This is a genomic window from Streptomyces sp. NBC_01298 (assembly GCF_035978755.1).
Lineage (GTDB): Bacteria > Actinomycetota > Actinomycetes > Streptomycetales > Streptomycetaceae > Streptomyces.
Map to the genome: position 1 here is coordinate 7,872,645 of NZ_CP108414.1, position 21,643 is coordinate 7,894,287.

19 protein-coding genes are annotated in these 21,643 nt (G+C 73.3%); 5 read left to right on the forward strand and 14 right to left on the reverse strand.

Annotation, left to right across the window (positions count from 1 at the left end; all coding sequences use genetic code 11):
- Positions 1-11: 11 nt before the first annotated feature.
- Positions 12-1,100, forward strand: a complete 1,089-nt coding sequence (locus OG730_RS35995; protein ID WP_442815135.1) for a lactonase family protein — start codon at positions 12-14, stop codon at positions 1,098-1,100.
- Positions 1,101-1,214: 114 nt separating this feature from the next.
- Here the strand turns inward: OG730_RS35995 and OG730_RS36000 are convergent, their stop codons facing one another.
- The 3 genes from OG730_RS36000 to OG730_RS36010 all read right to left on the reverse strand — a co-directional run bounded on the left by OG730_RS36000 (position 1,215) and on the right by OG730_RS36010 (position 3,649).
- Complete coding sequence (locus OG730_RS36000) at positions 1,215-2,129, reverse strand: sirohydrochlorin chelatase (protein WP_327308169.1); 915 nt, start codon at positions 2,127-2,129, stop codon at positions 1,215-1,217.
- 133 nt (positions 2,130-2,262) lie between these two features.
- Positions 2,263-2,949 (reverse strand): uracil-DNA glycosylase, encoded by a 687-nt coding sequence (locus OG730_RS36005; RefSeq protein ID WP_327308170.1) that lies wholly within the window; start codon positions 2,947-2,949, stop codon positions 2,263-2,265.
- Positions 2,950-3,007: 58 nt separating this feature from the next.
- Entirely contained in the window at positions 3,008-3,649 is a 642-nt protein-coding gene (locus OG730_RS36010; protein ID WP_327308172.1) for a dihydrofolate reductase family protein, read from the reverse strand.
- Positions 3,650-3,859: 210 nt separating this feature from the next.
- Between OG730_RS36010 and OG730_RS36015 the strand changes: the two genes are divergently transcribed.
- The gene (locus OG730_RS36015; protein WP_327308173.1) at positions 3,860-5,467 is read left to right on the forward strand and encodes a vWA domain-containing protein; all 1,608 of its coding nucleotides are present in this window, start codon (positions 3,860-3,862) and stop codon (positions 5,465-5,467) included.
- 214 nt (positions 5,468-5,681) lie between these two features.
- Here OG730_RS36015 and OG730_RS36020 read toward each other — a convergent pair whose 3' ends face one another.
- A complete protein-coding gene (locus tag OG730_RS36020) occupies positions 5,682-6,773 on the reverse strand; it encodes a WD40/YVTN/BNR-like repeat-containing protein (RefSeq protein ID WP_327308174.1) in 1,092 nt (363 codons plus the stop codon).
- A 218-nt stretch (positions 6,774-6,991) separates the two neighbouring features.
- On the opposite strand from OG730_RS36020, the gene OG730_RS36025 reads away from it, so the two are divergent.
- Both OG730_RS36025 and OG730_RS36030 read left to right on the forward strand, forming a co-directional pair.
- Positions 6,992-8,092, forward strand: coding sequence for an NADH:flavin oxidoreductase/NADH oxidase (locus OG730_RS36025; RefSeq protein WP_327308175.1), 1,101 nt, complete (start codon positions 6,992-6,994; stop codon positions 8,090-8,092).
- 124 nt (positions 8,093-8,216) lie between these two features.
- On the forward strand, positions 8,217-8,564 hold the full coding sequence (locus OG730_RS36030) for an ArsR/SmtB family transcription factor (protein WP_327308176.1): 348 nt from the start codon (positions 8,217-8,219) through the stop codon (positions 8,562-8,564).
- A 24-nt stretch (positions 8,565-8,588) separates the two neighbouring features.
- Here the strand turns inward: OG730_RS36030 and OG730_RS36035 are convergent, their stop codons facing one another.
- Both OG730_RS36035 and OG730_RS36040 read right to left on the reverse strand, forming a co-directional pair.
- Complete coding sequence (locus tag OG730_RS36035) at positions 8,589-9,944, reverse strand: FAD-dependent oxidoreductase (RefSeq protein WP_327308177.1); 1,356 nt, start codon at positions 9,942-9,944, stop codon at positions 8,589-8,591.
- Positions 9,945-9,996: 52 nt separating this feature from the next.
- A complete protein-coding gene (locus OG730_RS36040) occupies positions 9,997-10,650 on the reverse strand; it encodes a DUF305 domain-containing protein (RefSeq protein WP_327308178.1) in 654 nt (217 codons plus the stop codon).
- A 76-nt stretch (positions 10,651-10,726) separates the two neighbouring features.
- Between OG730_RS36040 and OG730_RS36045 the strand changes: the two genes are divergently transcribed.
- The gene (locus tag OG730_RS36045; RefSeq protein WP_327308179.1) at positions 10,727-12,217 is read left to right on the forward strand and encodes an LVIVD repeat-containing protein; all 1,491 of its coding nucleotides are present in this window, start codon (positions 10,727-10,729) and stop codon (positions 12,215-12,217) included.
- 30 nt (positions 12,218-12,247) lie between these two features.
- On the opposite strand, the gene OG730_RS36050 is transcribed toward OG730_RS36045, so the two are convergent.
- From OG730_RS36050 to OG730_RS36085, 8 genes are read right to left on the reverse strand one after another with little or no spacing between them, the layout of a single operon-like run.
- Positions 12,248-12,892 carry a TetR/AcrR family transcriptional regulator gene (locus OG730_RS36050; RefSeq protein ID WP_327308180.1) on the reverse strand — a complete coding sequence of 215 codons (645 nt, stop codon included), beginning with the start codon at positions 12,890-12,892 and terminating at the stop codon, positions 12,248-12,250.
- Positions 12,893-12,929: 37 nt separating this feature from the next.
- Entirely contained in the window at positions 12,930-13,646 is a 717-nt protein-coding gene (locus OG730_RS36055) for a phosphatase PAP2 family protein (protein WP_327308181.1), read from the reverse strand.
- A 51-nt stretch (positions 13,647-13,697) separates the two neighbouring features.
- Positions 13,698-14,393: a vWA domain-containing protein gene (locus tag OG730_RS36060; RefSeq protein ID WP_327308182.1), complete on the reverse strand. Its 696-nt coding sequence runs from the start codon at positions 14,391-14,393 to the stop codon at positions 13,698-13,700.
- A gap of 29 nt (positions 14,394-14,422) precedes the next feature.
- Complete coding sequence (locus OG730_RS36065; RefSeq protein ID WP_327308183.1) at positions 14,423-15,691, reverse strand: serine/threonine-protein kinase; 1,269 nt, start codon at positions 15,689-15,691, stop codon at positions 14,423-14,425.
- Positions 15,688-17,190, reverse strand: coding sequence for a protein phosphatase 2C domain-containing protein (locus OG730_RS36070; protein ID WP_327308184.1), 1,503 nt, complete (start codon positions 17,188-17,190; stop codon positions 15,688-15,690). The genes OG730_RS36065 and OG730_RS36070 overlap by 4 nt, the downstream gene beginning before the upstream one ends.
- A complete protein-coding gene (locus tag OG730_RS36075) occupies positions 17,187-18,545 on the reverse strand; it encodes a hypothetical protein (protein ID WP_327308185.1) in 1,359 nt (452 codons plus the stop codon). The genes OG730_RS36070 and OG730_RS36075 overlap by 4 nt, the downstream gene beginning before the upstream one ends.
- On the reverse strand, positions 18,542-20,746 hold the full coding sequence (locus OG730_RS36080; protein WP_327308186.1) for a hypothetical protein: 2,205 nt from the start codon (positions 20,744-20,746) through the stop codon (positions 18,542-18,544). The genes OG730_RS36075 and OG730_RS36080 overlap by 4 nt, the downstream gene beginning before the upstream one ends.
- Positions 20,746-21,627, reverse strand: coding sequence for a hypothetical protein (locus OG730_RS36085; protein WP_327308187.1), 882 nt, complete (start codon positions 21,625-21,627; stop codon positions 20,746-20,748). The genes OG730_RS36080 and OG730_RS36085 overlap by 1 nt, the downstream gene beginning before the upstream one ends.
- Between the last annotated feature and the right edge of the window lie 16 nt (positions 21,628-21,643).

The following is a 21,643-nucleotide window of genomic DNA, read 5'->3' on the forward strand; positions in this document are numbered from 1 at the left end:
AGGGGCCTCCCGTGGGCGACGCGGACAGTGGTGTGGGCGGTACGGACCGTACGGCCGACAGCGGCGGACACCTGGCCTGGATCGGCTCGTTCACCTCGGGGGGCGGCCGCGGTGTCACCACCGCGGCCGTGGATCCGGCCACCGGAGCGCTGACCCCGCTCTCGGCCACCGACGCCGTCGCGGAGCCCTCGTACCTGGCCCGCGACCCCGCGACCGGCGTGCTGTACGCCGTGAGCGAGGCCGAACAGGGCGCCGTGGGCGCCTTCCGGACCACCGTCGCGGGGCTCGTCCCCCTCGGGGCGGCCGTCCGCGTCGGCGGCGCCGGCCCCACCCACCTCAGCGTGGCCGGGCGCAGGCTGCTGACCGCCAACTACACCTCCGGCAGCGTCAGCAGCCTGCCGCTCGCCGCCGACGGCTCGATCGGGGAGCCCGCCGCCGTCCTGGCCCACCGGGGCTCCGGCCCCGACTCCGGCCGCCAGAAGGGCCCGCACGCCCACCAGGTGCTGCCCGCCCCCGGCGGCCGCTGGGTGCTCAGCGTCGACCTCGGCACCGACTCGGTACGGGTCTGCGCGCTCGACCCCGCCACCGGAGCCCCGGTGCTCCACGCCGAGACCGCGCTGCGCGCCGGGACCGGGCCCCGGCACCTCGCCTTCCACCCCTCCGGCGAGGTGGTCTACGTCCTGCACGAGCTGGAGCCGCAGCTGACCGTCTGCCGCTGGAACGGGGAGTCGGGTGACCTGGAACCGGTCGCCGAGGTTCCGGTCGCTCCCACGGGCGCTCCAGGGGCTCCGACGCCCTACCCCTCGGCGATCGTGGCTTCCCCGGACGGCCGTTTCGTCTGGGCGGCCGTCCGCGGAGCCGACACGATCGTCACCCTCTCCCTCGCCGACGGGGCGGAGAAACCGCAGCTCACGGGCACCGTGCCGTGCGGGGGCAGTTGGCCGCGCGATCTCGCCGCCGACCCGTCGGGCCGCCGGCTGTACGCGGCCAACGAGCGCTCCGGCGACGTCACCTGGTTCGACGTGGACCCCCTGACCGGCGAACCGCGCCGGGCCGGCGCGGTGTCCGTCCCCGCCGCCACCTGCGTGGTCTTCGGCTGACACCGGGGCCGCCCCCGTTCCGGCGCCGTACGTACGAGGGCCCGCGCCCCGGACCGTTCCGAATCGAACGAGCCGGGGCGCGGGCCCTCGTACGTACGGCATGAGCCGGGGAGGTCAGTGGGCGGCGGCGCCCTGGGTGATGCCGAGGGCGGCGGAGTACTGCGCGACGGCCAGCTTGCCGAGCGCGGAGTACGCGCCGAGCACGTCGGCGGAGCTGCAGCCGGCCTCCTTGCAGGCGGTGTCGAGGAGCCCCTCGGCGGCCTCCGGCCCGACCAGGTACGGGGCCAGCGCGAGCTGCGTCGAACCCTCGCGGCGGAGCTGGTCGGCGATGGCGGCCACCGAACCCTCCTCGTCCAGCGCGGCGGCCATCACCGGCACCGCGAGGCGGGCGGCCAGCAGCATGCCGGTGATGCCCGCGGCCTGCACGGCCTCCTCGCCGCCGGTGGTGACCAGGACGATGCCGTCGGCGGCCGTGGTCACGCTGAAGAGCCTGGCCCGGTCGGCGCGGGCGAGACCGGCCTCGGACAGCCGCACGTGCAGGCCCTCGGCGAGCAGCGGGTGCGGACCCAGCGGGTCGGCGAGCTCGGCGGCGGCCGAGGAGTCCATGAGGGCCTGGCGCATGCGGCGCAGCAGGTCCCCGTCGGGGCCGGCCAGCAGCGGAACGACCACGGCGTCCGGGCCGGTCGGCGCGGGCACCTCCTGCCCGGCGGCGCGGGCGGACTCCGCGCGCGCGGCGCGGTCCTGGGCGACGGTGGTCAGCACGCCCGACAGGGACGGGAACTCGGTGGCGTCGTCACCGTCGAGGAAACCGACCCGGGCGTCCAGGCCGGGCAGCTCGGAGCGGCCGATGCTGATGATCTCTTCCGCGACTCCCCGCGAGGCGGCCGAAGGGGCACCGGGCACGGCGAGCACCAGCGCGGGCGCGCCCTCGGGCGCCACCGCGGGCTCGGGCCGGCGGTGCCGTCCGGTCTGGCGGGGTCGCGGCATTCGTACGGGCAGGCCATTTGCGGGCCCAGTGGGGGAGCTCATGGCGCCGCATGCTACTGGTTTATCGAAACCGGGTGTTCGGGCAGGGCCTTCTCCGGCGGCATCTGTCCGTATTTATCCGGTGAATGTCAGATACCGTTCGGCTCTCCGGTCACCCGGTCGGTGACGCGGCCGGTCACCCCGTGGCGGGAAGCCGCCAGTCCACGGGCTGCGCGCCCTGGCGGACCAGTAGGTCGTTGGCCTTGCTGAACGGCCGTGACCCGAAGAACCCGTTGTCCGCGGACATCGGGGACGGATGCACCGATTCCACGGCCGGCAGATCGCCCAGCAGCGGTCGCAGGTTGCGCGCCTCGCGCCCCCACAGCACCGACACCAGGGGCTTGCCGCGGGCGGCGAGCGCGCGGATGGCCTGCTCCGTCACGGCCTCCCAGCCCTTGCCGCGATGGGCGTTGGGCTTGCGCGGGGCCGTGGTGAGCGAGCGGTTCAGCAGCAGGACGCCCTGCCGCGTCCACGGGGTCAGGTCCCCGTTCAGGGGCTTGCCCGTGCCGAGATCGGCGTGCAGTTCGCGGAAGATGTTGTCGAGGCTCGGCGGCCACGGACTGACGTCGGGGGCGACGGAGAAGGACAGGCCGATCGCGTGCCCCGGCGTCGGGTACGGATCCTGCCCGACGATCAGCACCTTGACCTCGTCGAAGGGCTGTTGGAACGCGCGCAGCACGTTCGCCCCCGCGGGTACGTAGGTCCTGCCCGCCGCGATCTCCGCGCGCAGGAAGTCGCCCATGGCGGCGATGTGCGCCGCCACCGGCTCCAGAGCCCGGGCCCAGCCCGGCTCGACGATCTCGTTCAACGGTCGTGCTGCCACGGTGGATCACTCTACTGGCCCAGTCCGCCGCCCGCCGCCACCCGTCACGGGACCGGCCTCAGGCGTTCTCGACGCCGCGGCCGGGGGCGCGCATGTCGCCTGTTCCGGGAGTGCCGTCGGCGAGCCCGTAGCGCAGGTACACCGTTCCCTTGGCGCCGGTGGCCGGGGGTGCGAGCAGCGCGAGGTTGGTGGGCACGGCGCCGTCGTCGAACACCTTCTTCCCGACACCGAGCACGATCGGGTGCACCCACAGGTCGAGGCGGTCGAAGAGCTTCTCCCGCAGCAGCGTCTGGACGAGGTTCAGGCTGCCGACGACCTTCACGTGCTCGTGCCGGTCACGGATCTCGCGCACCGCGCCGGCCAGGTCCGGGCCGAGGTGGGTGGACCCGGCCCACGCGAGGTCGGGCCTGCCGCGCGAGGCCACGTACTTCGGGACGCTGTTGAAGAGCGTGGCGATCTCGCCGTCCTCGCCGCCCTTCTGGTGCGGCCAGTAGGCGGCGAAGATGTCGTACGTCCGCCGGCCGAGCAGCAGGGCGTCCGTGCCCTCGTACGCGGCTGCGACCTGCGCCCCGGTGACCTCGTCCAGCAGGGGTGCCTGCCAGCCGCCGAAGGGGAACCCCGCCGGGTCCTCGTCGGGGCCGCCGGGGGCCTGCCCGACGAGGTCGAGGGTCGAGAACAGCTCGATGTGGATGAGGCCCATGGCGTACTCCCGGTGCGTTGGACGGTGTCTTCACAGGGATAGACCCTCCGGCGTGCGAAAACTCATCGCCACGACGGAGCGGTCCTGCCTTCGGCGGCGGGAACCCCGGCCCCCGTTGTCGCTTCGATACCTGTTCGCAACAGGTTCGATTGCTCCAACTCCACGTCCCGGGCGTCCCATTCAGCACCGATGACGTTCGAGGGAGACCGTATGGAGCCCCACGAGGACCGCACGCACAGCGCACCCCGCACGCCCGGAGCACCCCGCGGAGGCGGCCCGGGACGGCGGAGAACCCGCGGCAGACTGGCCGCCGCGGTCCTCGCCGGCGGCCTCCTGCTCGCCGGCTGCGGAAGCGGCGGCTCGAACCGCAGCGCCGACGGGGGGTGGAACGGCGGCGACGCCGGGCCGCGGCCGTCCGCCACCCGCCCCGGCGGAGAAGCCACGGAGGGCGAGAGCGACGGGCGGCGCCCGACCGGACCGCCCGCCGACTACCTCTCCACCTTCGCGCTCGACGTGGACACCGCCAGCTACGGGTACGCCCGCCGCACCCTCGCGGACGGCAAGCTCCCCGACCCCGCCACCGTCCGCCCCGAGGAGTTCGTCAACAGCTTCCGGCAGGACTACCAGGAGCCCGACGGCGACGGCTTCTCCGTCACCGTGGACGGAGCCCGCACCACCGAGCCGAACTGGTCGCTGGTCCGCGTCGGCCTCGCCACCCGGGTCGGCAACGGCGGGGCGGACGGCGCCGAGGCCCGGCCGCCCGCGGCGCTCACCTTCGTCGTGGACGTCTCCGGTTCCATGGCCGAGCCGGGCCGCCTCGACCTCGTCCGCAGCTCCATGGGCCTGATGACCGACCAGCTCCGCGAAGACGACTCGGTCGCCGTCGTCACCTTCAGCGGCAAGGCCCAGACCCGGCTGCCGATGACCGGTGTCGAAGGCAACCGCGACCGCATCCACGAGGTGATCTCCGCGCTGCGCACCGCCGACTCCACCAACGTGGAGGCCGGGGTCACCACCGGGTACGAGGTCGCGGTCGCGTCGCTGCGCCCCGGGGCCACCAACCGGGTCGTCCTGCTCTCCGACGCCCTGGCCAACACCGGGGCCACCTCCGCCGACACCATCCTGAAGCGGATCGGCGAGGCCCGGACCAAGCACGGGATCACCCTGTTCGGGGTGGGCGTGGGCAGCGAGTACAACGACGCCTTCATGGAACGGCTCGCCGACAAGGGCGACGGGCACACCGCCTACGTCTCCGACAAGGAGGGCGCCCGCAAGGTGTTCTGCGAGGACCTCCCGGCGCAGGTGCAGCTGCGGGCCCGCGACGCGAAGGCCCAGGTCGCCTTCGATCCGGGGACCGTCGAACGGTTCCGGCTGATCGGCTACGACGACCGCCGCGTCGCCGACGGCGACTTCAGGAACAACGCGGTGGACGGGGGAGAGGTCGGCTCCGGCCACTCCGTGACCGCCCTGTACGCGGTACGGCTGCGCCCCGGAGCCGCCGGACACCTGGTGACGGCGACGGTGCGCTGGCTGGACCCGCGCACCCGGGCGCCGCACGAGGAGTCCGGCCGGATCGAGGCGGAGGCCCTGTCCGGCGACGTGTGGACCGCGGCGTCCCCGCGGTTCCAGGTCACCGCGGTGGCCGCCTACTTCGCCTCCGCCCTGCGCGAGCGCGACGGCGGCTGGGAGCGGGTGCCTGGCTCCGTACCGCTGGCGAGCCTGGCCGGGCACGCGGAACGGCTGGCCGGGAGCACCGAGGATCCGGCCGTACGCGACCTGGCGCAGGCCGTGTACCAGGCCCGCGGGCTCACCGGCTGAGGTCACCGGCCAGGGTCCGGGTCCAGCGCCCGGCCCCGGGCCGCCGCCGCTAGGTCGTCTCTTTCGGATCTTGTCGGCCGAGTCCGCGGCGTCTGGTGCCGTGCCTGGGCGTGCTGTCGGGGCGCTCGCGTGCTGGGTGTACGTGGTCGCCTCGGCAGTGCGGCCAGGCGCGGTGCCAGGCGTCGCGGGCCCGGCAAGATCCGAAAGAGACGGCCTAGCCGTTCAGCACGGCGGCCCGTACGCACAGGACGTCGGGCAGGTGCTCCGCCAGCAACTGCCAGCTGTCGCCGTCGTCATGGCTGGCGTACAGCTCGCCGTTGCGGTTGCCGAAGTAGATGCCGGCCGGGTCCGCGTCGTCGGTGCAGAGCGCGTCGCGCAGCACGGTGCCGTAGTGGTCCCCGGCCGGCAGCCCCTTCGTCAGGGGCTCCCAGGTCGCGCCCGCGTCCCGCGTCCGGAAGACCCGGCAGCGGTGTTCCGCCGGGACGCGGTCGATGTCGGCGTTGAGCGGGAAGACGTAGGCGGTGCCGGGCCGGTGCGGGTGGGCGGCCACCGCGAAGCCGAAGTCGGACGGCAGGCCGGCGCCGATGTCCGTCCAGCGGGTCCCGGCGTCGTCGCTGCGGTACACGCCCCAGTGGTTCTGCAGGTACAGCCGGTCGGTGTCGCCCGCGTCCTGGGCGATCTTGTGCACGCACTGGCCGAACTCGGGATCCGGATCGGGCAGGAACACCGCCGAGACCCCGCGGTTGGACGGGGCCCAGCTCGCCCCGCCGTCCGTGGTCCGGAACACCCCGGCCGTGGAGACCGCCACCGTGACCAGGTCCGGGTCGCCCGGGTCGGTGATCACCGTGTGCAGGCCCTCGCCGCCGCCGCCCGGGACCCACTTGTCCCGGGTCGGGTGCTCCCACAGGGGGCGGACCAGCTCGAAGGACTCGCCGCGGTCGGCCGAGCGGAACAGCGCGGCCGGCTCGGTCCCCGCGTAGACCACGCCGGGGGCCTCGGGGCCGGCCGGATGGAGCTGCCAGACCCGCTCCAGGGAGGCTCCGGTGTCCTCGGGGAACTTGACGGCGGCCGCGGCGGGCTCCTGCCAGGTCGCGCCCAGGTCGTCGGAGCTGAAGACGGAGGGACCCCAGTGGGTGCTGTCCCCGGCGACCAGGAGCCGGGGCGCGCCGCCCCGCCGGTCGATGGCGACGGCCGAGACCGCCTGGGCGTTGAAGTGCGGATCGCCGAACTCCCAAGTGCCGCCGGAACCCCGGCGGCCGATGAACAGTCCCTTGCGGGTCCCCGCGAGCAGTAGCACGTCGGTCATGGCCGACACCTCCGGACGTCTTTGTCCTGCACGACAGCTTTTTTGTCAGTCTGCACCCGGCCACTGACAGCGGCAGGTCGCCGCGCGCGGGCCCGCTGCGGGCCCCCGCCCGGTCATACGAAGGGTCTCGTACTACGAGAGATTTCGTAGTACGGTGAATCTCGTACTTAGCGGCGCCGATTCCCCGGTGCGCTTCCAGTCGCCTCTGGAGACCCCTCATGAGTGCTGCCCCCGTTTCCTTCGCCGCGCTGTTCCAGCCGTGGACCATCCGCTCGGTCACCGTCCCGAACCGGGTGTGGATGGCCGCGATGTGCCAGTACAGTGCCGAGCCCTCCGGCCCGGACGCGGGCGTGGCCAACGACTGGCACTTCGCGCACTACGCGGCCCGGGCCACCGGCGGCACCGGCCTGATCATCCAGGAGGCCACGGCCGTCGCTCCCGAGGGGCGGATCTCGCCGTACGACCTCGGCATCTGGAACGACACCCAGGTCGAGGCGCTGCGCCGGATCACCTCCTTCGTCGCCGGCCAGGGCGCGGTTCCCGGCATCCAGCTCGCCCACGCCGGCCGCAAGGCCTCCACCGACCGCACCTGGAAGGGCGGGCAGCCCGTCGGCCCCGAGGCGCACGGCTGGCTGCCCAGCGCCCCGAGCCCCGTGCCGTTCTCCTCGGACCACCCGGTCCCGCACGAACTGACGATCGGTGAGATCCGGGACGTCGTCGGGCAGTTCGCGGCCGCCGCCCGGCGCTCGCTCGCCGCCGGCTACCGGGTCGTCGAGATCCACGGCGCCCACGGGTACCTGATCGGCGAGTTCCTCTCCCCGCACAGCAACAAGCGCACCGACGAGTACGGCGGATCCTTCGAGAACCGCACCCGCCTCGCCCTCGAAGTCACCGACGCCGTACGGGCGGTGTGGCCCGAGGAGCTGCCGCTGTTCTTCCGGATCTCCGCCACCGACTGGCTGGAGGAGGACGGCTGGACCGCCGACGAGACCGTCCGGCTGGCCGGACTGCTCCAGGAGCACGGAGTGGACCTCCTCGACGTCTCCACCGGCGGCCTCGCCCCCGGGGTGACGATCCCCGTCGGCCCCGGCTACCAGGTGCCCTTCGCGGCCCGGGTCAAGGCCGAGACCACCCTCCCCGTCGCCGCCGTGGGTCTGATCACCGAGCCGGAGCAGGCCGAGAAGATCCTGGCCAACGGCGAGGCGGACGCCGTCCTGCTGGGCCGCGAGCTGCTGCGCGACCCGTTCTGGGCCCGCCGCGCGGCCGCCGAGCTCGGCGCGCGGATCCGTACACCCGAGCAGTACCACCGCTCCTGGTGAACCGGTGCGGTGCGGGGACGGGGGTCCCGCACCGCACCCACCGTTCGGATCCGCTCCTACGATGGTTCTCGTACGATGGGGCACAGCAGCAAGCGCGGCATCACCCAGTGAGTGGAGTACGGACATGACGGAACGTGAAGCGGCCCGTGTCCTCGTCCACCCCGAGGCCGCCGAGATCCGGCTCGAAGGGGTCCTGCACGCCCTCTCCGACCCGGTCCGGCTCTCCATCGTCCGCGATCTCGCGGCCACGGAAGCAGAGCTGGCCTGCTCGTACTTCGAGCTCCCGGTCACCAAGTCCACGACCACGCACCACTTCCGGGTCCTGCGCGAGAGCGGTGTCGTGCGCCAGTGCTACCGCGGCACGGCCAAGATGAACGGGCTGCGCCGCGCGGAGCTGGCGGAGCTGTTCCCCGGGCTCCTCGACGGCGTCCTGGCCGCGGCCGCCGCCGAGCAGGCGCGCGACGACGGCTGAGCCGGCCGGACCCCGGCCGGGGAGTCAGTCCGTGCCGCCCGCCGCGCCCAGCAGCCCCGCCCAGTCGGGGATCTTGACGGAGCGCCGGCCCAGGGAGCGCCCCAGTTCCGCCTCCGCCGCCTCGATGGCCAGCCACCCCGGCCACCGGACGGGTCGCAGCCCGGCCTCCCGCAGGGCCTCCAGCGGGTCCCGCTCCCGGTCGCGCCGGGCCAGCGCCCCCGCGTCCTGGAGCAGGGAGGAGGCCGTCTCCTTCGCGCAGGGCCGGTTGGTGCCGATGACCCCGGTCGGGCCGCGCTTGATCCAGCCCGCCACGTACTCGCCGACGGAGGCGCGGCCCTCCCTGAGCACCCGCCCCGCGGCGTGCGGGACGGTACCGCGCCGCTCGTCGAAGGGCAGCCCGGCCAGCGGCACGCCCTGGTACCCCACCGAGCGCAGCACCAGCTGCGCCGGCACGTCCTCGTAGACCCCGGTGCCCGTGACCCCGCCCAGGCCGTCGGGGGCGGTCCGCTCGAAGCGCATCCCGCTGACCCGGCCGTCCGGGCCGCCGAGCACCTCCACCGGGCGCAGGAAGAACCGCAGTGCGATCCGCCGGTCCCCGCCGCTCGCCGGATCCGCGGCCCAGCCGCGCAGCACCTCCACGTTGCGCCGGTTCACCGCGGGCAGGGCCGCGCCAGGGTCCGCGTACGCCGGGTCGAGGGCCAGTTCCGCCGGGTCGGCCCCCGCGTCCACGCCCGGCAGGGTGGCCAGCTCGCGCAGCTCCTTGGTGGTGAACTTGCCCTGGGAGGGCCCGCGCCGGGCCACCATGTGGACCGTGCGCACCCCGCTCGCGCCGAGTGCGCCCAGGGCCGGCTGCGGCATGTCGGTGGGGGCCAGCTCCGGTACGCCCCGGGCCAGGATCCGCGTCACGTCGACCGCCACGTTCCCGGCGCCGACCACGATCGCCGCATCCACCCCGGGCAGCCCGAACGCCTCGGCCGCGGCGTCCGGATGGCCGCTGTACCAGGACACGAAGGCCGTCGCGGAATGCACCCCGGCGAGGTCCTCGCCGGGGATGCCGAGCATCCGGTCCCGGGCGGCGCCGACGCAGTAGACCACCGCGTGGTACAGCTCCAGCAGCCGGGCGGTGGGCAGGGCCTCCCCGCCGACCTCGACGTTCCCGAGGAAACGGATCCGCTCGTCCTCCAGCACGGTGCGCAGGCTGCCCTGGAGGGACTTGATCTTCTCGTGGTCGGGGGCCACCCCGTACCGCACGAGCCCGTACGGAGCCGGCAGCCGGTCGATCACGTCGACCCGGATCCCCGGCACCTCACGCTGCTGTACGAGTGTCTGTGCGGCGTAGACCCCGCTGGGGCCCGATCCGACGACGGCGATACGAAGCACGGCGGAGCTCCTCCCGCAGGTGTTCCCAGCATGACACCGGGTGCCGGGGCCGTCAGCCCATCGCGCGCATCCGGTGGATCTCGGCGCTCTGGGTGGCCGCCACCTCGTTGGCCATCTCCTCCACGGCGGCGTTGTTGCCCGCGGCCAGCACCTCGCCGGTCATCTTCAGGGCGCCCTCGTGGTGGGCGGTCATCAGGGCTAGGAAGAGCCGGTCGAAGTCCGGCCCCCTGGCGGCGGTCAGCTCCTTCAGCTGCTGCTCGGTGGCCATCCCGGGCATCGCCGCGTGGTCGTGGCCTCCGGGGGCGCTGCCGGGCGCCGGGTTGCGGGCGGTCCATCCCTCCATCGCGCCGATCTCGGGCCTCTGCGCGGCCGCGATCCGCTCGGCGAGCCGTTTGACCCCGTCGGCCGAGGCCCGGTCGGGGGCCAGCGCGCTCATGGTCAGCGCCTGCCCGTGGTGTTCGATCATGTTCCGCACGTACGCTCGGTCCGCCGCGTTGGGGCTGTCGTCGGGCAGTTCCTTCGCCGCCTGTTCGGGGGAGAGGGTGCGCGCCTTCTCGCCGGGTTTGCCGGGAGCGATGACCGCCTGCCCGCCGCCGGCCGCCGCGTCCGCGGCGCCGCCGTCGCGGCAGCCGGTGAGGGGGAGCAGGAGCCCGAGGGCCAGGGCCGCTCCGACGATTCGCCCGAGTGAGACTTTCGCCATGTCCATGCAAAGGACCATACTGCCGGGGTCCGCGTTCCGTTCCCACCACGGGCGGAACCGACCGGACCTTTGGGAGGGCACAGTGACCTCGATGCACACCAGCAGAGCGCGGCGCACATCCCTGGGAGTGGCCGTGGCAGCGGCCGGACTCCTCACCTCGTTACTGGCGGCCGGACCCGCGGCCGCCACCCCGGACCCGGGCGACCTCGTCCCGGGCGCGGGTGCGCCGCAGAGCGCCGCCACCGCGGCCGGCGCGGGACGGGAACTGGCACCCGGCGAGATACCCGGCCAGGACGAGATCGTCCACAGCCGCAACATCAAACCCCTGGCCAACATCCCGAGCACCGACCCGAACCAGATCAACTCCGACATGACGTTCCAGGGCAAGTACGCCTATGCGGGCAACTACAACGGCTTCGTGATCTACGACATCGGCAACCCCAAGGCGCCGAAGAAGGTCACCGAAGTGCTCTGCCCCGGCGGGCAGAACGACGTCTCGGTCGACGGGGACCTGCTCTTCCTGTCCACCGACTCCTCGCGCAGCGACGACTCCTGCACCAGCGTCTCGCAGCCCGCCACGGAGAAGTCCTCGTGGGAGGGCATCAGGATCTTCGACATCAAGGACAAGAAGAACCCCAAGTACGTCAAGTCCGTCGAGACCCCGTGCGGCTCCCACACCCACACGCTGGTGCCGGGCGGCCGGGACGACTACCTCTACGTCTCCTCGTACAACCCGAGCGACGCCTTCCCCGACTGCAAGCCGCCGCACGACGGCATCTCGGTCGTGAAGGTTCCCAAGAAGAACCCGACGCAGGCCGCGGTCGTGGCCTTCCCGATCCTCTTCCCCGACGGCGGCAACCCGGGCGCGCCCACCAACCCGGGCGTCTCCAAGACCACCGGCTGCCACGACATCACCGTGCTGCCCTCGAAGGATCTCGCGGCGGGCGCCTGCATGGGCGACGGCATCCTCTTCGACATCAGCAAGCCCGAGGAGCCGCGCGTCATCGACCGCGTCCAGGACAACGTGAACTTCGCGTTCTGGCACTCGGCCACCTTCAACGAGCGTGCGAACAAGGTGGTGTTCACCGACGAGCTGGGCGGCGGTGGCGGCCCCACCTGCAACGAGGCCACCGGACCCACCCGGGGAGCCGACGGCATCTACGAGATCACCGGCCGCGGCGACCAGCGCAAGCTCGTCTTCAAGAGCTACTTCAAGATCCCGCGCATGCAGGCCGACACCGAGAACTGCGTGGCCCACAACGGCTCGCTGATCCCCGTCGGCGGCGGCCGCGACATCATGGTCCAGGCCTGGTACCAGGGCGGCATCTCCGTCTGGGAGTTCACCGACTCCACCCGCCCGAAGGAGATCGCCTACTTCGAGCGGGGCCCGCTGACCACCGACAAGCTCGGTCTCGGCGGCTCCTGGTCCGCGTACTACTACAACGGGCACATCTACTCGAACGACATCGTCAAGGGCCTCGACGTGCTGCGGCTCGACGACTGGCGCACCGACAGCGCCAAGTGGGTGTGGCTGGACCGGCTCAACGTGCAGACACAGCCCGACTACCGCTGACGCGGCCCGACTTCCGCTGAGGCACCCAGATCACCGCTGACGCGGTGAGGGAAACGTCCCGCCGGGCGGCCCACCGTCCGGCGGGACACCCAGCTCCCAGTCCAGCCCGTACCGCTGGAACAGCTCGGCCCGCAGCCGGGCCGCCGGCATCGGCGCTCCCGGCAGCAGCACCGCCACCACCGCGCCCATCAACAGGGCCCGCAGCAGCGGATAGTCCGTGTCCACGTCGGCCGATCCGTACCGTACGACGGTGTCCCGCAGCAGCTCCGCGAGCCGCTGCTGCTCGGCACACTGGACGAAACCCTCCGCCTGCAGGATCCCCGCCATGTGGGTCCGCATCAGCCGGGGCCGCTCCATCGCCAGTCCGAGGATCGCGTCGATGGCCCGTGCCATGAGTTCCCGGCCGGCGTCGGGCCCGTCGGGGCGCGGCTGCCGCTCCAGGGCCGCTTCCAGCGTGAGGTGCATCAGCCGGTGCACGGCGGACTGGAGCAGCTGGCGCTTGCCCGGGAAGTAGTAGGACACCAGGCCACGGGCGGTTCCCGCCCGGTCGGCGATGTCGCCGAGGGTGGTGGCCTCGAAGCCGCGCTCCGCGACGAGCTCGACCGTGGCCTGCAGCAGTCGCTCCCGGGAACGCCTGCGCAATTCTTCATTGACCGATGCGCTGCGCGGGGACATGCTTGCTCCTGCGTTGACTGGCTCGCGGCCAGTATACTCAGCGCGCCGGACCGCCTGCTCTGGGCGACACGGGGGATCGCCCAGAGCAGGCACCGTCCGAGACGGCGAGCGCCACGAGCACCGCGCCCAGCAGCCAGCCCGCCAGGACGTCCGAGAACCAGTGGACGCCGAGGTAGATCCGGGTGAAGCCGACCCCGAGGACCGAGACCGAGGCCAGGGCGCCGAGCAGCGCCGGGCCGCGGCGGGGGCGGGTGAGCGGGTGGGAGGACGGCCGCGCCGGCCCGCGTGCGGCCAGCCACACGAGCAGGCCGCAGACCACCGTCGCCGTCAGGGCGTGCCCCGACGGATAGGCGGCGTAGTCCGCGGAGACGACCGGATCCGGCCAAACCGGCCGCTCCCGCCCCACCAGGAACTTCAGCCCCTGACTCACCGCCGAGGCCGCGAGGGTGGCCAGCGCGATCCGCACCGCGCACCGGACCTCGCCCCGCCACCACAGCCACAGGCAGGCCGCGCCCGCCAGGGCCCGCATGGTCCACGGGTCCCAGACCCAGTCGCTGAGCACCCGTACCGGCCGGGTGACCCCGGGGTGGGAGACGGCGTAGGAGTGCAGCCCCCGCGCGATCCGGCCGTCGAAGGACATCAGGGGACCCCAGCGGACGGCCACCAGGACCGTCAGGACGGCCGAGGCGACGAGGAGAGCGCCCAACAGTCGGCCCACAGGCGGGTTCCGCAACCGCACGCGATCGTTCCGCATGCGGTGATCCTTGCACGGGAGCCCCGTACCGGGACGTCGTCCGGCCGCGGGTCAGTCCACGAAGTCCAGGGGCACGCTGCGGTACCCCTTGACCTCCTCCGGTACCTGGAGCTGCTGCACGCGGGCGGAGGCGACCAGGGAGTTCAGGAGGCTGCTCATCGCCTCGGACAGCGCCTCGCCGGTGGACTGGGCCTCGTCCTCCGCGAGGTAGGCGGCCACCGTGGCCATGCTGCGCAGCATGGACTCGGACGCGGCGCCGAACCCGTACGTGATGACGTGCGGGCGGGGTTTCCAGGCGGGGTCCCGCAACGCGTCCAGGTCCTGGTGCCAGATGCCCGTCGGCGCGTCGGTGGGGGCCCCGTCGGTGAGCAGGAAGACGACCGGGCGCAGCACCTTGACGCCCTTCGCCGACAGCTTCTCGACGTCCTCGGTGATGCGGGTACGGAGCAGCCGCAGCATCGGCCCTACGTTGGTGAGGCCTTCGCAGGTGACGGTCGGCAGGCTCTCCATCTCCTCTATGTCCGTCATCTCGGTGACCACGTGCGGCTGCGTGTTGAAGGAGATCACGGAGAGGTGGATGAACTCCGAGAGCAGCGGGCTGGTGTAGAGCGTGTCGTAGATCTTGAGCAGGGTCGCGTTCAGCAGCGGCTCGTACTTCGCCATCGAACCTGACGTGTCGAGCACGACGTACGCGGGCAGCCCTTTGGAGCCGAACCCGGGCGGCCGGGTGTCCTGGGTCTCGGTCATGGTTGTTCCTCTCTGCTCCGGTGTGTGGGTCACACCAGGCCGTAGCCGAAGTGCGTGATGCAGTAGACGATGGCCAGCAGGGCCAGGAGCCAGCCCGTCACGGCACGGGCCCGGCGTCCGCGCGGGCGGGCGACGGGCGGGCTGTACGACGTCGGTCGCCACGGCTCCCCGGCCGTCGGCTCGGCGGCTGTCGGTCCGGCGGTTGTCGGTCCGGCGGTTGTCGGTCCGGCGGTTGTCGGACGGCCGCGCGGAGCAGTGGTCCCTCCGGCCGGTGCGGTGCCCGGGGAAGGGGCCGTCGGGGCCGCCGCACCACGCGTCGGTGTCGTGCCCGTCCCCCGGGCCGCGGCCGGGCCCACCTTGATCCGCCCCGTGACGTTGCTGCTCGGAGCCCGGCCGGCGGGCGCGGTGGCCGCGGCGCCGGTCCGCTCCCGCACGGTCAGCAGCAGCGCGTGCATCAGCTGCTCCGGGCTCGGCCGGCCCGTCTCGTGCACACTGGTCAGCGCCTGTTCGAGTGCCGAGGTGAAGTGGCTCACCCCGTGGGCGGCCACGAGCCGGGCGTGCGCCACCAGAGGGTCGTCGCGGACTCCGGTGAGGCAGCGCACCGTCAGCATGGCGATCTTGTACCGGTCGCTGTACGGGGTGAGGGGCCGCCCGGGCGCGGCGAAGAGCGGGTCCTCCCACTGGGGAGACTCCACCCAGTCGCGCGTTCCGATGCCACAGGTGTCCATGTCGATGACGAACGGGTCACCCGTGCGCTCGTCCCAGAAGGCATTGCGGTAGGACCAGTCGGCATAGACCACGTCGTGACGGGCGAACAGGGACGCGACGGCGAGGAGTTGGTGCATGGTGCGGAGCCGCACCTGCTCAGAGGCAGGGGTGATCCCGCGTTTGGCGCAGGCCTCGTCGTCCTGTACCAGCCAGTCGAGCAGGAGCGGGGCCGGCTCGTGCACACCCCACGGAGTCCGCAGCCGGGCGTAGAAGCGCTCGGGCGCCTTCGCCATCACCACGCCGACGACCTCGCCGCCGTCGATGATCCGCGAGACGGGCCAGGACACGCACCGGTCCACGAGGTCCAGGTCCGCCGGGGACATCAGGCCCGGCATGGCGACGATCCTGCTCAAGGCCTCGACCTGGGCGGGTCTCGGCGGAGACTTGTACAGCTTGGCGAGCCAGCCGGGACGGCCGTCGATCTCGTGGACGAGCCGCGATTCGCCGTTCTCCTTGGCGACGGTCGCCCCCTCCGGTACCCCGGAGAGCGGGACGGCCGGCCCGAACGGGTTCTGCGACCAGGTCTTCACGCGGTCTCCTCGTCCGCGCACCAGACGACCACGGCGGTGCGGTCGTCCTGCATCTGAACCTGTTCGAACCCCACGTCCATGAGGAACCGGCCGACCTCGGGCGGGCCGGCCCAGCGGTCGGCGAACCACTCGCGGGCCGTCGGCCCCGATTCGAGGGCGTCACCCACCCCGTCGGTGGTGACGGCCAAGGCGCTGCCGGAGCGCAGTTCGACCGTCTCGTACGTGGCCAGATCCGGTGTGTGGGGGAGGAAGCTCGACACCGAAGAGGGGTCGTAGCCGCTCTTGCCGTCCCCGATGAGCCGGTCCCACGCGCCCTTCTCCAGCCGCCACGCCGTCGCGTCGGCGATCGCGCCCAGCCAGACCCGGCGCGCGGTCCCGGGCTCCGCGGCGGCCGGAATCACGGCGACCGCCGCCACGGCCCGTACGTCGTCCGCCGTCCAGCCCCGGGCGTCGGCCGCCGCGTACATCTGCTTGGCCGCGGCGAGGAACACCTGCACCCGGGCGAGCGACTCCGGGTCCGTGCCCGAGTCGAGCGCCTCGCGCACCGCGCCGACCAGCGCGGACACGGCGACCTGGGCTCCGATGTCGGAGTGCGGGCTGTCGGACATGCCGTCCGCGACGGCCACGATCAGATGGTCTCCCGAACGGTCGCGGCCGATCCGGTAGGCGTCCTGGCGCGGGCGGGCGAGGGCCCGGTGCCCGGGGCCGATCACCGAGGCCGCCCGCAGGACGAGTCCGCCGAGTTCGGCCCGGTCGGCCACCAGCCCGTGCGGTGCCGGCTGCTCCGGCAGGAGCCAGGACGCGTGGAACGCGCGCGAGGGCGTCGCCAGTACGGGGAACCCCTCGATCTCCGTCCGGGGCCGCTCGTGCGGTACGGGTTCGGGCCCGGCCGGTGCCCCGATGCCGGTGTCGGGGCTGGTGCCGGGGTGGGGACGGGGAGCGGGCTCCGGGCGGCGGGCCGGCCCGGATGCGGACCCGGGGCCCTCGGCCTCCGGGTGTGCGGAGCCGCCGGTGGAGGAACCGTCCGGGCGGAACTCCGGCCGTGGTGCCCGGAGTACGAGGTCACGGGAAGGCGTTCGGCCGGTCCCCCCGGAGCGGTCCGCCTCCTGCGCGGGGAGCGGCGACCGGCCCTGCTCGTACGGACCGCTGCCGCCACCCGCGCCCCGGTCGGACATGTTCCGGCCGGACATGTTCCGGCCGCCAGCGCCCGGACCGGCCGCGTCCGCGCCCGCGGTGGCCGCGTCATCGGCGTGCGCGTTCCGGACCTCTTCGCCCGGCGTCCGGGCGAGCCGGTGCCACGCCGCCGTGACCAGAGCGCCGCCCACTACGAGGGCGCCGGCGAATCCGCTGGCACCGAACATCAGGGTCCCTCCCGAGAGCAGTGCGGTGAAGACGATCGTGAGCGTGAGCGCCAGCCGGCCGAGCCGGCCGGTCCGGCGGGCGCGGCGCGCCGGACCGGCCGGGGGCAGGGCCCGGTGCTGACCCCGGCGCCCGCTCACCCGGCCCCGCCGCGCGGTCCGCGCCGCCGGACACCCACCGCGGTCGTCCCCGTGACGTTCGAGCCGGTGTCCCGGTCGGGAGCGGAGCCGGAGCCTTCGTCGGCGACGGGTTCCGGAGCCGGGGTGGCGGCCGGTTCGTACTGCGCCGGGTGCGGCGGCTCGGCGGCAGCGGGTGCCGGGTCCGGAGCGGGTGACCGCGGCGGTTCGGGCACGGGCACGGGCACGGGTACGGGCCCGGGAACGGGTTCGGGCGCGTGCGTGGGAGCGGGAGTGGGAGCAGGAGCGGGTACCGGACCGGCCGCGGCGGGCTCCGCGGCGGCAGTGTCACCGCCCTGCGGGCGATGGCGCGGCCGGGGCGGCGCGGTGGCCGTCGCCTGCGGCACCAGCAGGCCCGGAATCACGGAGGGCGTGGCGGCGCCGTTCTGGTGCGGCGCCGGACCGCCCGGCTGGGCGGCCGTGGTCAGAGCGGTCTGTCCCGACGGTTCACCCGTCTGCGGTCCGAACAGCGGCGCCGGGCGGTGCATCTCCTCCCACATCCGCTGCGCCTCGGCCGGCTGGATCAGACCGGCGTCGATCATCTGCTTGAGCATCTTCGACTTCTGTTCCACCGCGATGTCGTTGCGGTTGCCGACCTCCACCATGATGTCGTGGAGCTTGGACGGGTCCTGGCCGATGAGGTGGATGAAGAGGCCTCCGTCCCCGCGGGCCGCCGCCAGCAGGGCCTCCTCCCGCTTCGTCTGGCGTACGGCGGCCAGGTCCTGGGAGGTGGTCTCCTTGACGTGGACCGCCTGCACCATCACCGTGTCGAACTCGGTCTGCTTCAGGGCGCGAAGGTGCTCGGTCGCCTGCGCGTCGAGGGAGAGCCGGACGATCAGGGCATCGACGGTGATCCCCGTCGGCAGTTCCCTCGGCTGTGCGCAAAGGATGCCGCGCACGAACTCGTCGAACTCCATGAGCTGTTCAATGCCGTACCGAGCCGCGCAGGGCCACAACACCGTGCGCATCGCGACGGACACCTCGTTGTGCGCCTTCGCCACGGTCTCCATGCGGCGCCGCACCACCTCGGCCGGGTCGGTCACCCGCCAGCGGGCCTCGAAGGTGGCCTGGAAGGGGAAGCCGCCGGTCGCGCTGGGCAGCGCCGCGTGCCACGTGATGGTGTGATCGCCGAGGTCGACCTCGTACCGGTAGCGGTACTTCTTGATGCTGATCAGCGAGGGCACGCGGTCGAGGTGGACGAGCCTGCCGTCCTTGGTGCTGTACAGCAGGGCCTGACCGGGTTCCGCGGTGAGTCCCCGGTCGGCCATGCCTATGGGCGCCGGGCCGGTGAAGAGCCGGTGTGACTGGAGATCGCTCACGGCGACGGGTTCCTTCCGTCCAGATGGGCCAGGACTGCTTGTCCGGTGAGGGGTGCGCTGCGGCCGTCGGTCCCCTTGACCCACTGCTCCGCGCGGTGGCGCAGGAGCAGCAGGGTGCGCGGATCGGACGCGATCTCGCCGATCAGCAGGGCCAGTACGGCGCGTCCACGGGGGAAGTTCTCGACGAGCTGAGCCCATTCGGTCAGTGCCTCGTGCGCGAGCTCGAACAGCACGGATCCGATGGCCGCGCGCCACAACCCGGCTATTTCGCCTCGGAGTTCACCGTCGAACTCGGTGACGGCGAGCAGGGTGTGCCACAGCGCGGTGGTGCCCGTGTCCGGTTCCGCGGCGGGCCGGTGTTCGACGAGGTCCGAAGTGGCGCAGAGGAACGCCACGATGCCGGTCAGGCGGCGTTCGGTGCCGTGGAATCCGGAGATCCACTGGTCGAGCAGGTCCAGCGCGTCCCGCCGGTGCCGGCCGTCGTCGAACGCGATGTACTCGGTGATGCTCCGGCAGAGCGCCGCGATGACCGGGACCTCCTCCACCTCCGCGAGCTGGTGCATCCAGTCCCAGGTGCGATCGACGCCGTCGCGCTCGAAGACGACCCGCCAGGCGCGGGCGGCCGTCGCCTGGAACTCGGGTTCGCTCCGGCTCCAGGCCATCACCAGGTTGTAGGCCGCCTGTGCGTGTCCGCTCTCACGGGCGGCCACGCCCAGTGTGATCGCGGCGGCGTCGCGCAGCTCCGAGTCCTCGGACTCGGCCCAGGGCAGCAGGATCTCGGCCCGCACGGTCTCGAACGCGTGCTCGGCGAGCACTCCGGCGGTGACGGCCGCGCGTACGCCCACCGTGGAGAGCGGGCCTCCGGCGGAGTCCCGCAGCCATTCGGGCAGGGCCGTACGCATCTCGTCGTACTCGTTCCACACGTGCTCCAGCACCTTGAGCGCGGTCTCGGGATCCTGGAACCGGACCACCTTGCCGCGGGCTCCGCCGTGCCGCGTGGAGACCTCGGATTCGACGAGCGCGCCGTCGACGGTGGCGAGCCGGGCGGTCCGGGTGCCGCCGAGGGCGGTGCCGCGAGGACGGTCGGGATTGTCCGGGCTCTCCTCGGTCTGGAGCCTGTCCTCCAGGTCCCGGGCGAGTGCGGCGACGATCTCGTACGCCTCGCCGCCGAAGACGGAGACCGCGACGGCCAGGCACTGCTCGGTCAGCTGAGGCATGCGCTCCAGCCAGGTGGCCAGGTCCTGGCCGCTCCGCCGTTCCCGTCGTTCCCGTCGTTCCCGGACCCTGGCGGCGATGTCCTCGTCGGGCAGGGCGGACGCGGCGTCCGCGATCTCCCGTCCCAGCTCGGCGGCGACCGTCAGGTGTGTGCCGTCGAGTTCGTCCAGGAGCTCGGCGATGTCGGGACGGGCCAGGATCCGGCGGCCGCGGGCGGTGGCCGCCAGTCCCAGGTGCCACAGGCAGTGGGACTCGGCGACGGCCGGTCCGTGGGCGGTGTCGCCCAGCCCGACGGCATCGCGCAGCACCTCGTGGTCGGGGACGTGCGTGTGCTCTCCGAGGGTGATGACGAGCCGGCAGTTCCGGGCGCGCAACTGGGCTTCAAGGCGGCGCAGTTCGAAGGCGCTGAGCCGATCGGCCGAGGACTGGGGCAGGTCGGCGAGGACCAGTCCGGCGCCCTCGGCGAGATCGGCCGCCTCGACGCGCCACAGCTCCGTTTCGCCGGAGACCATCAACAGGACGCGGTGGCCCAGCTGGTCGAGCGAGGCGAGGGCCGCGGCGGCCTTGCCCGAGCCCGAGCCCGCACGCAGCAGGAGGAGGGAACGGTTGCGGACGGCGGAGACGAGGGGATCGAAGCCCGCGGGGCGGACGAAGGCGCTGCGCACCTCGTCCAGGGCCTCGTCGGAGAGCCGGTAGGAGCGTAGTGCGGCTCCTTCGGGCGACAGGTTGTACACGTTGTTGTCGCCGCCGAACACCTGGGTGGCCTGCACGCGCAGGCTGTTGACGGCGTCGCGTTCGGCATCGAGGCGTTCGCCGGAGGCCCCCCGGGTGCCGCGCAGCCCGGAGAGTCCCTCGCGCAGACCGTGGCGGGCGTCGCCGGCCGCCGCGTCCCCGCCGCCGGGTGCCGGTGCGGGGGCCGCGACCGGGGCCGCGGCCCGGGGAGCGGCTGGGGGAGCGGCCGGGGGGGCCGCCGCTTCGTTTCCCATCACTCACCCCTGTCTTCGGTCTCAGCACGGCGGGGACCGCCGGAGCCGCCGGTCCCCGGTCCACCGGTGAACTCCCCTCCGGCGGCGTCCGGCAGGAGGTCGGCGAAGTTGAAGGTCTGCGGGCTGTGGACGTGCTGGTCCCCGCCGAAGACCTGGCCGACGCGTTCGAAGGTGGCCCCGGCGAACGGGCCGCCCGTGGCAGGGCCGCCCCCGGCAGGGCCGCCGCCCCCGGGCGCCCCACCCGGTGGGGGCCCGCCGTCGCCGGTCGAGGGCGGCTCGCCGTCGATGCCGGGCGGGACGCTGTAGCCGGGGACCCGGACCCAAGCGCGGGCCCCCTGGATCTCCTTGGCTTCGAAGGCCACCCGGCGGAAGGACTCCCGTACGACCGAGGGGTCGTCGTGCCGCACCACCCGGCGGTACCACTCGTCCGAGACCGCGAGCGCGAGTCCGGAGCGGACCCCCTCGGCGAGCGCCGTCCGCAGCGGTGCGATGTCCGCGAGCCGGCAGGCCGTGTTCAGCTCCTCCCCGACCCAGCCGTGGCCGTCTGCGGCCACGTCGCCGTCGTGCAGGGCGACGCGCAACCGCATCGCGCCCTCGTCGCTGCTCAGCACGGCGTGCTCGCGAAGGCGGTGGTGCAGCAGCTCGACGAAACGGCCCGTCAGGTCGGTCTTGTCGACATCGGCGGGCAGCAGCCAGAAGAAGCCGTCGCCCCGGTCGACGGGCGGCGGACCGCTCTCGTGGTCGATGCCTGCCTCGCGGAACGCGGAGTCCACGAGGGCGTAGAGGGCGGATCGCAGCCGGACCTGTACCGGATTGCGCCGCTTGCCGAACTTCTCGATGTCGACGACCAGGATGCAGTAGTGCTGGGACTTGGGTCTCATGTGCTCCGTCCTTCTC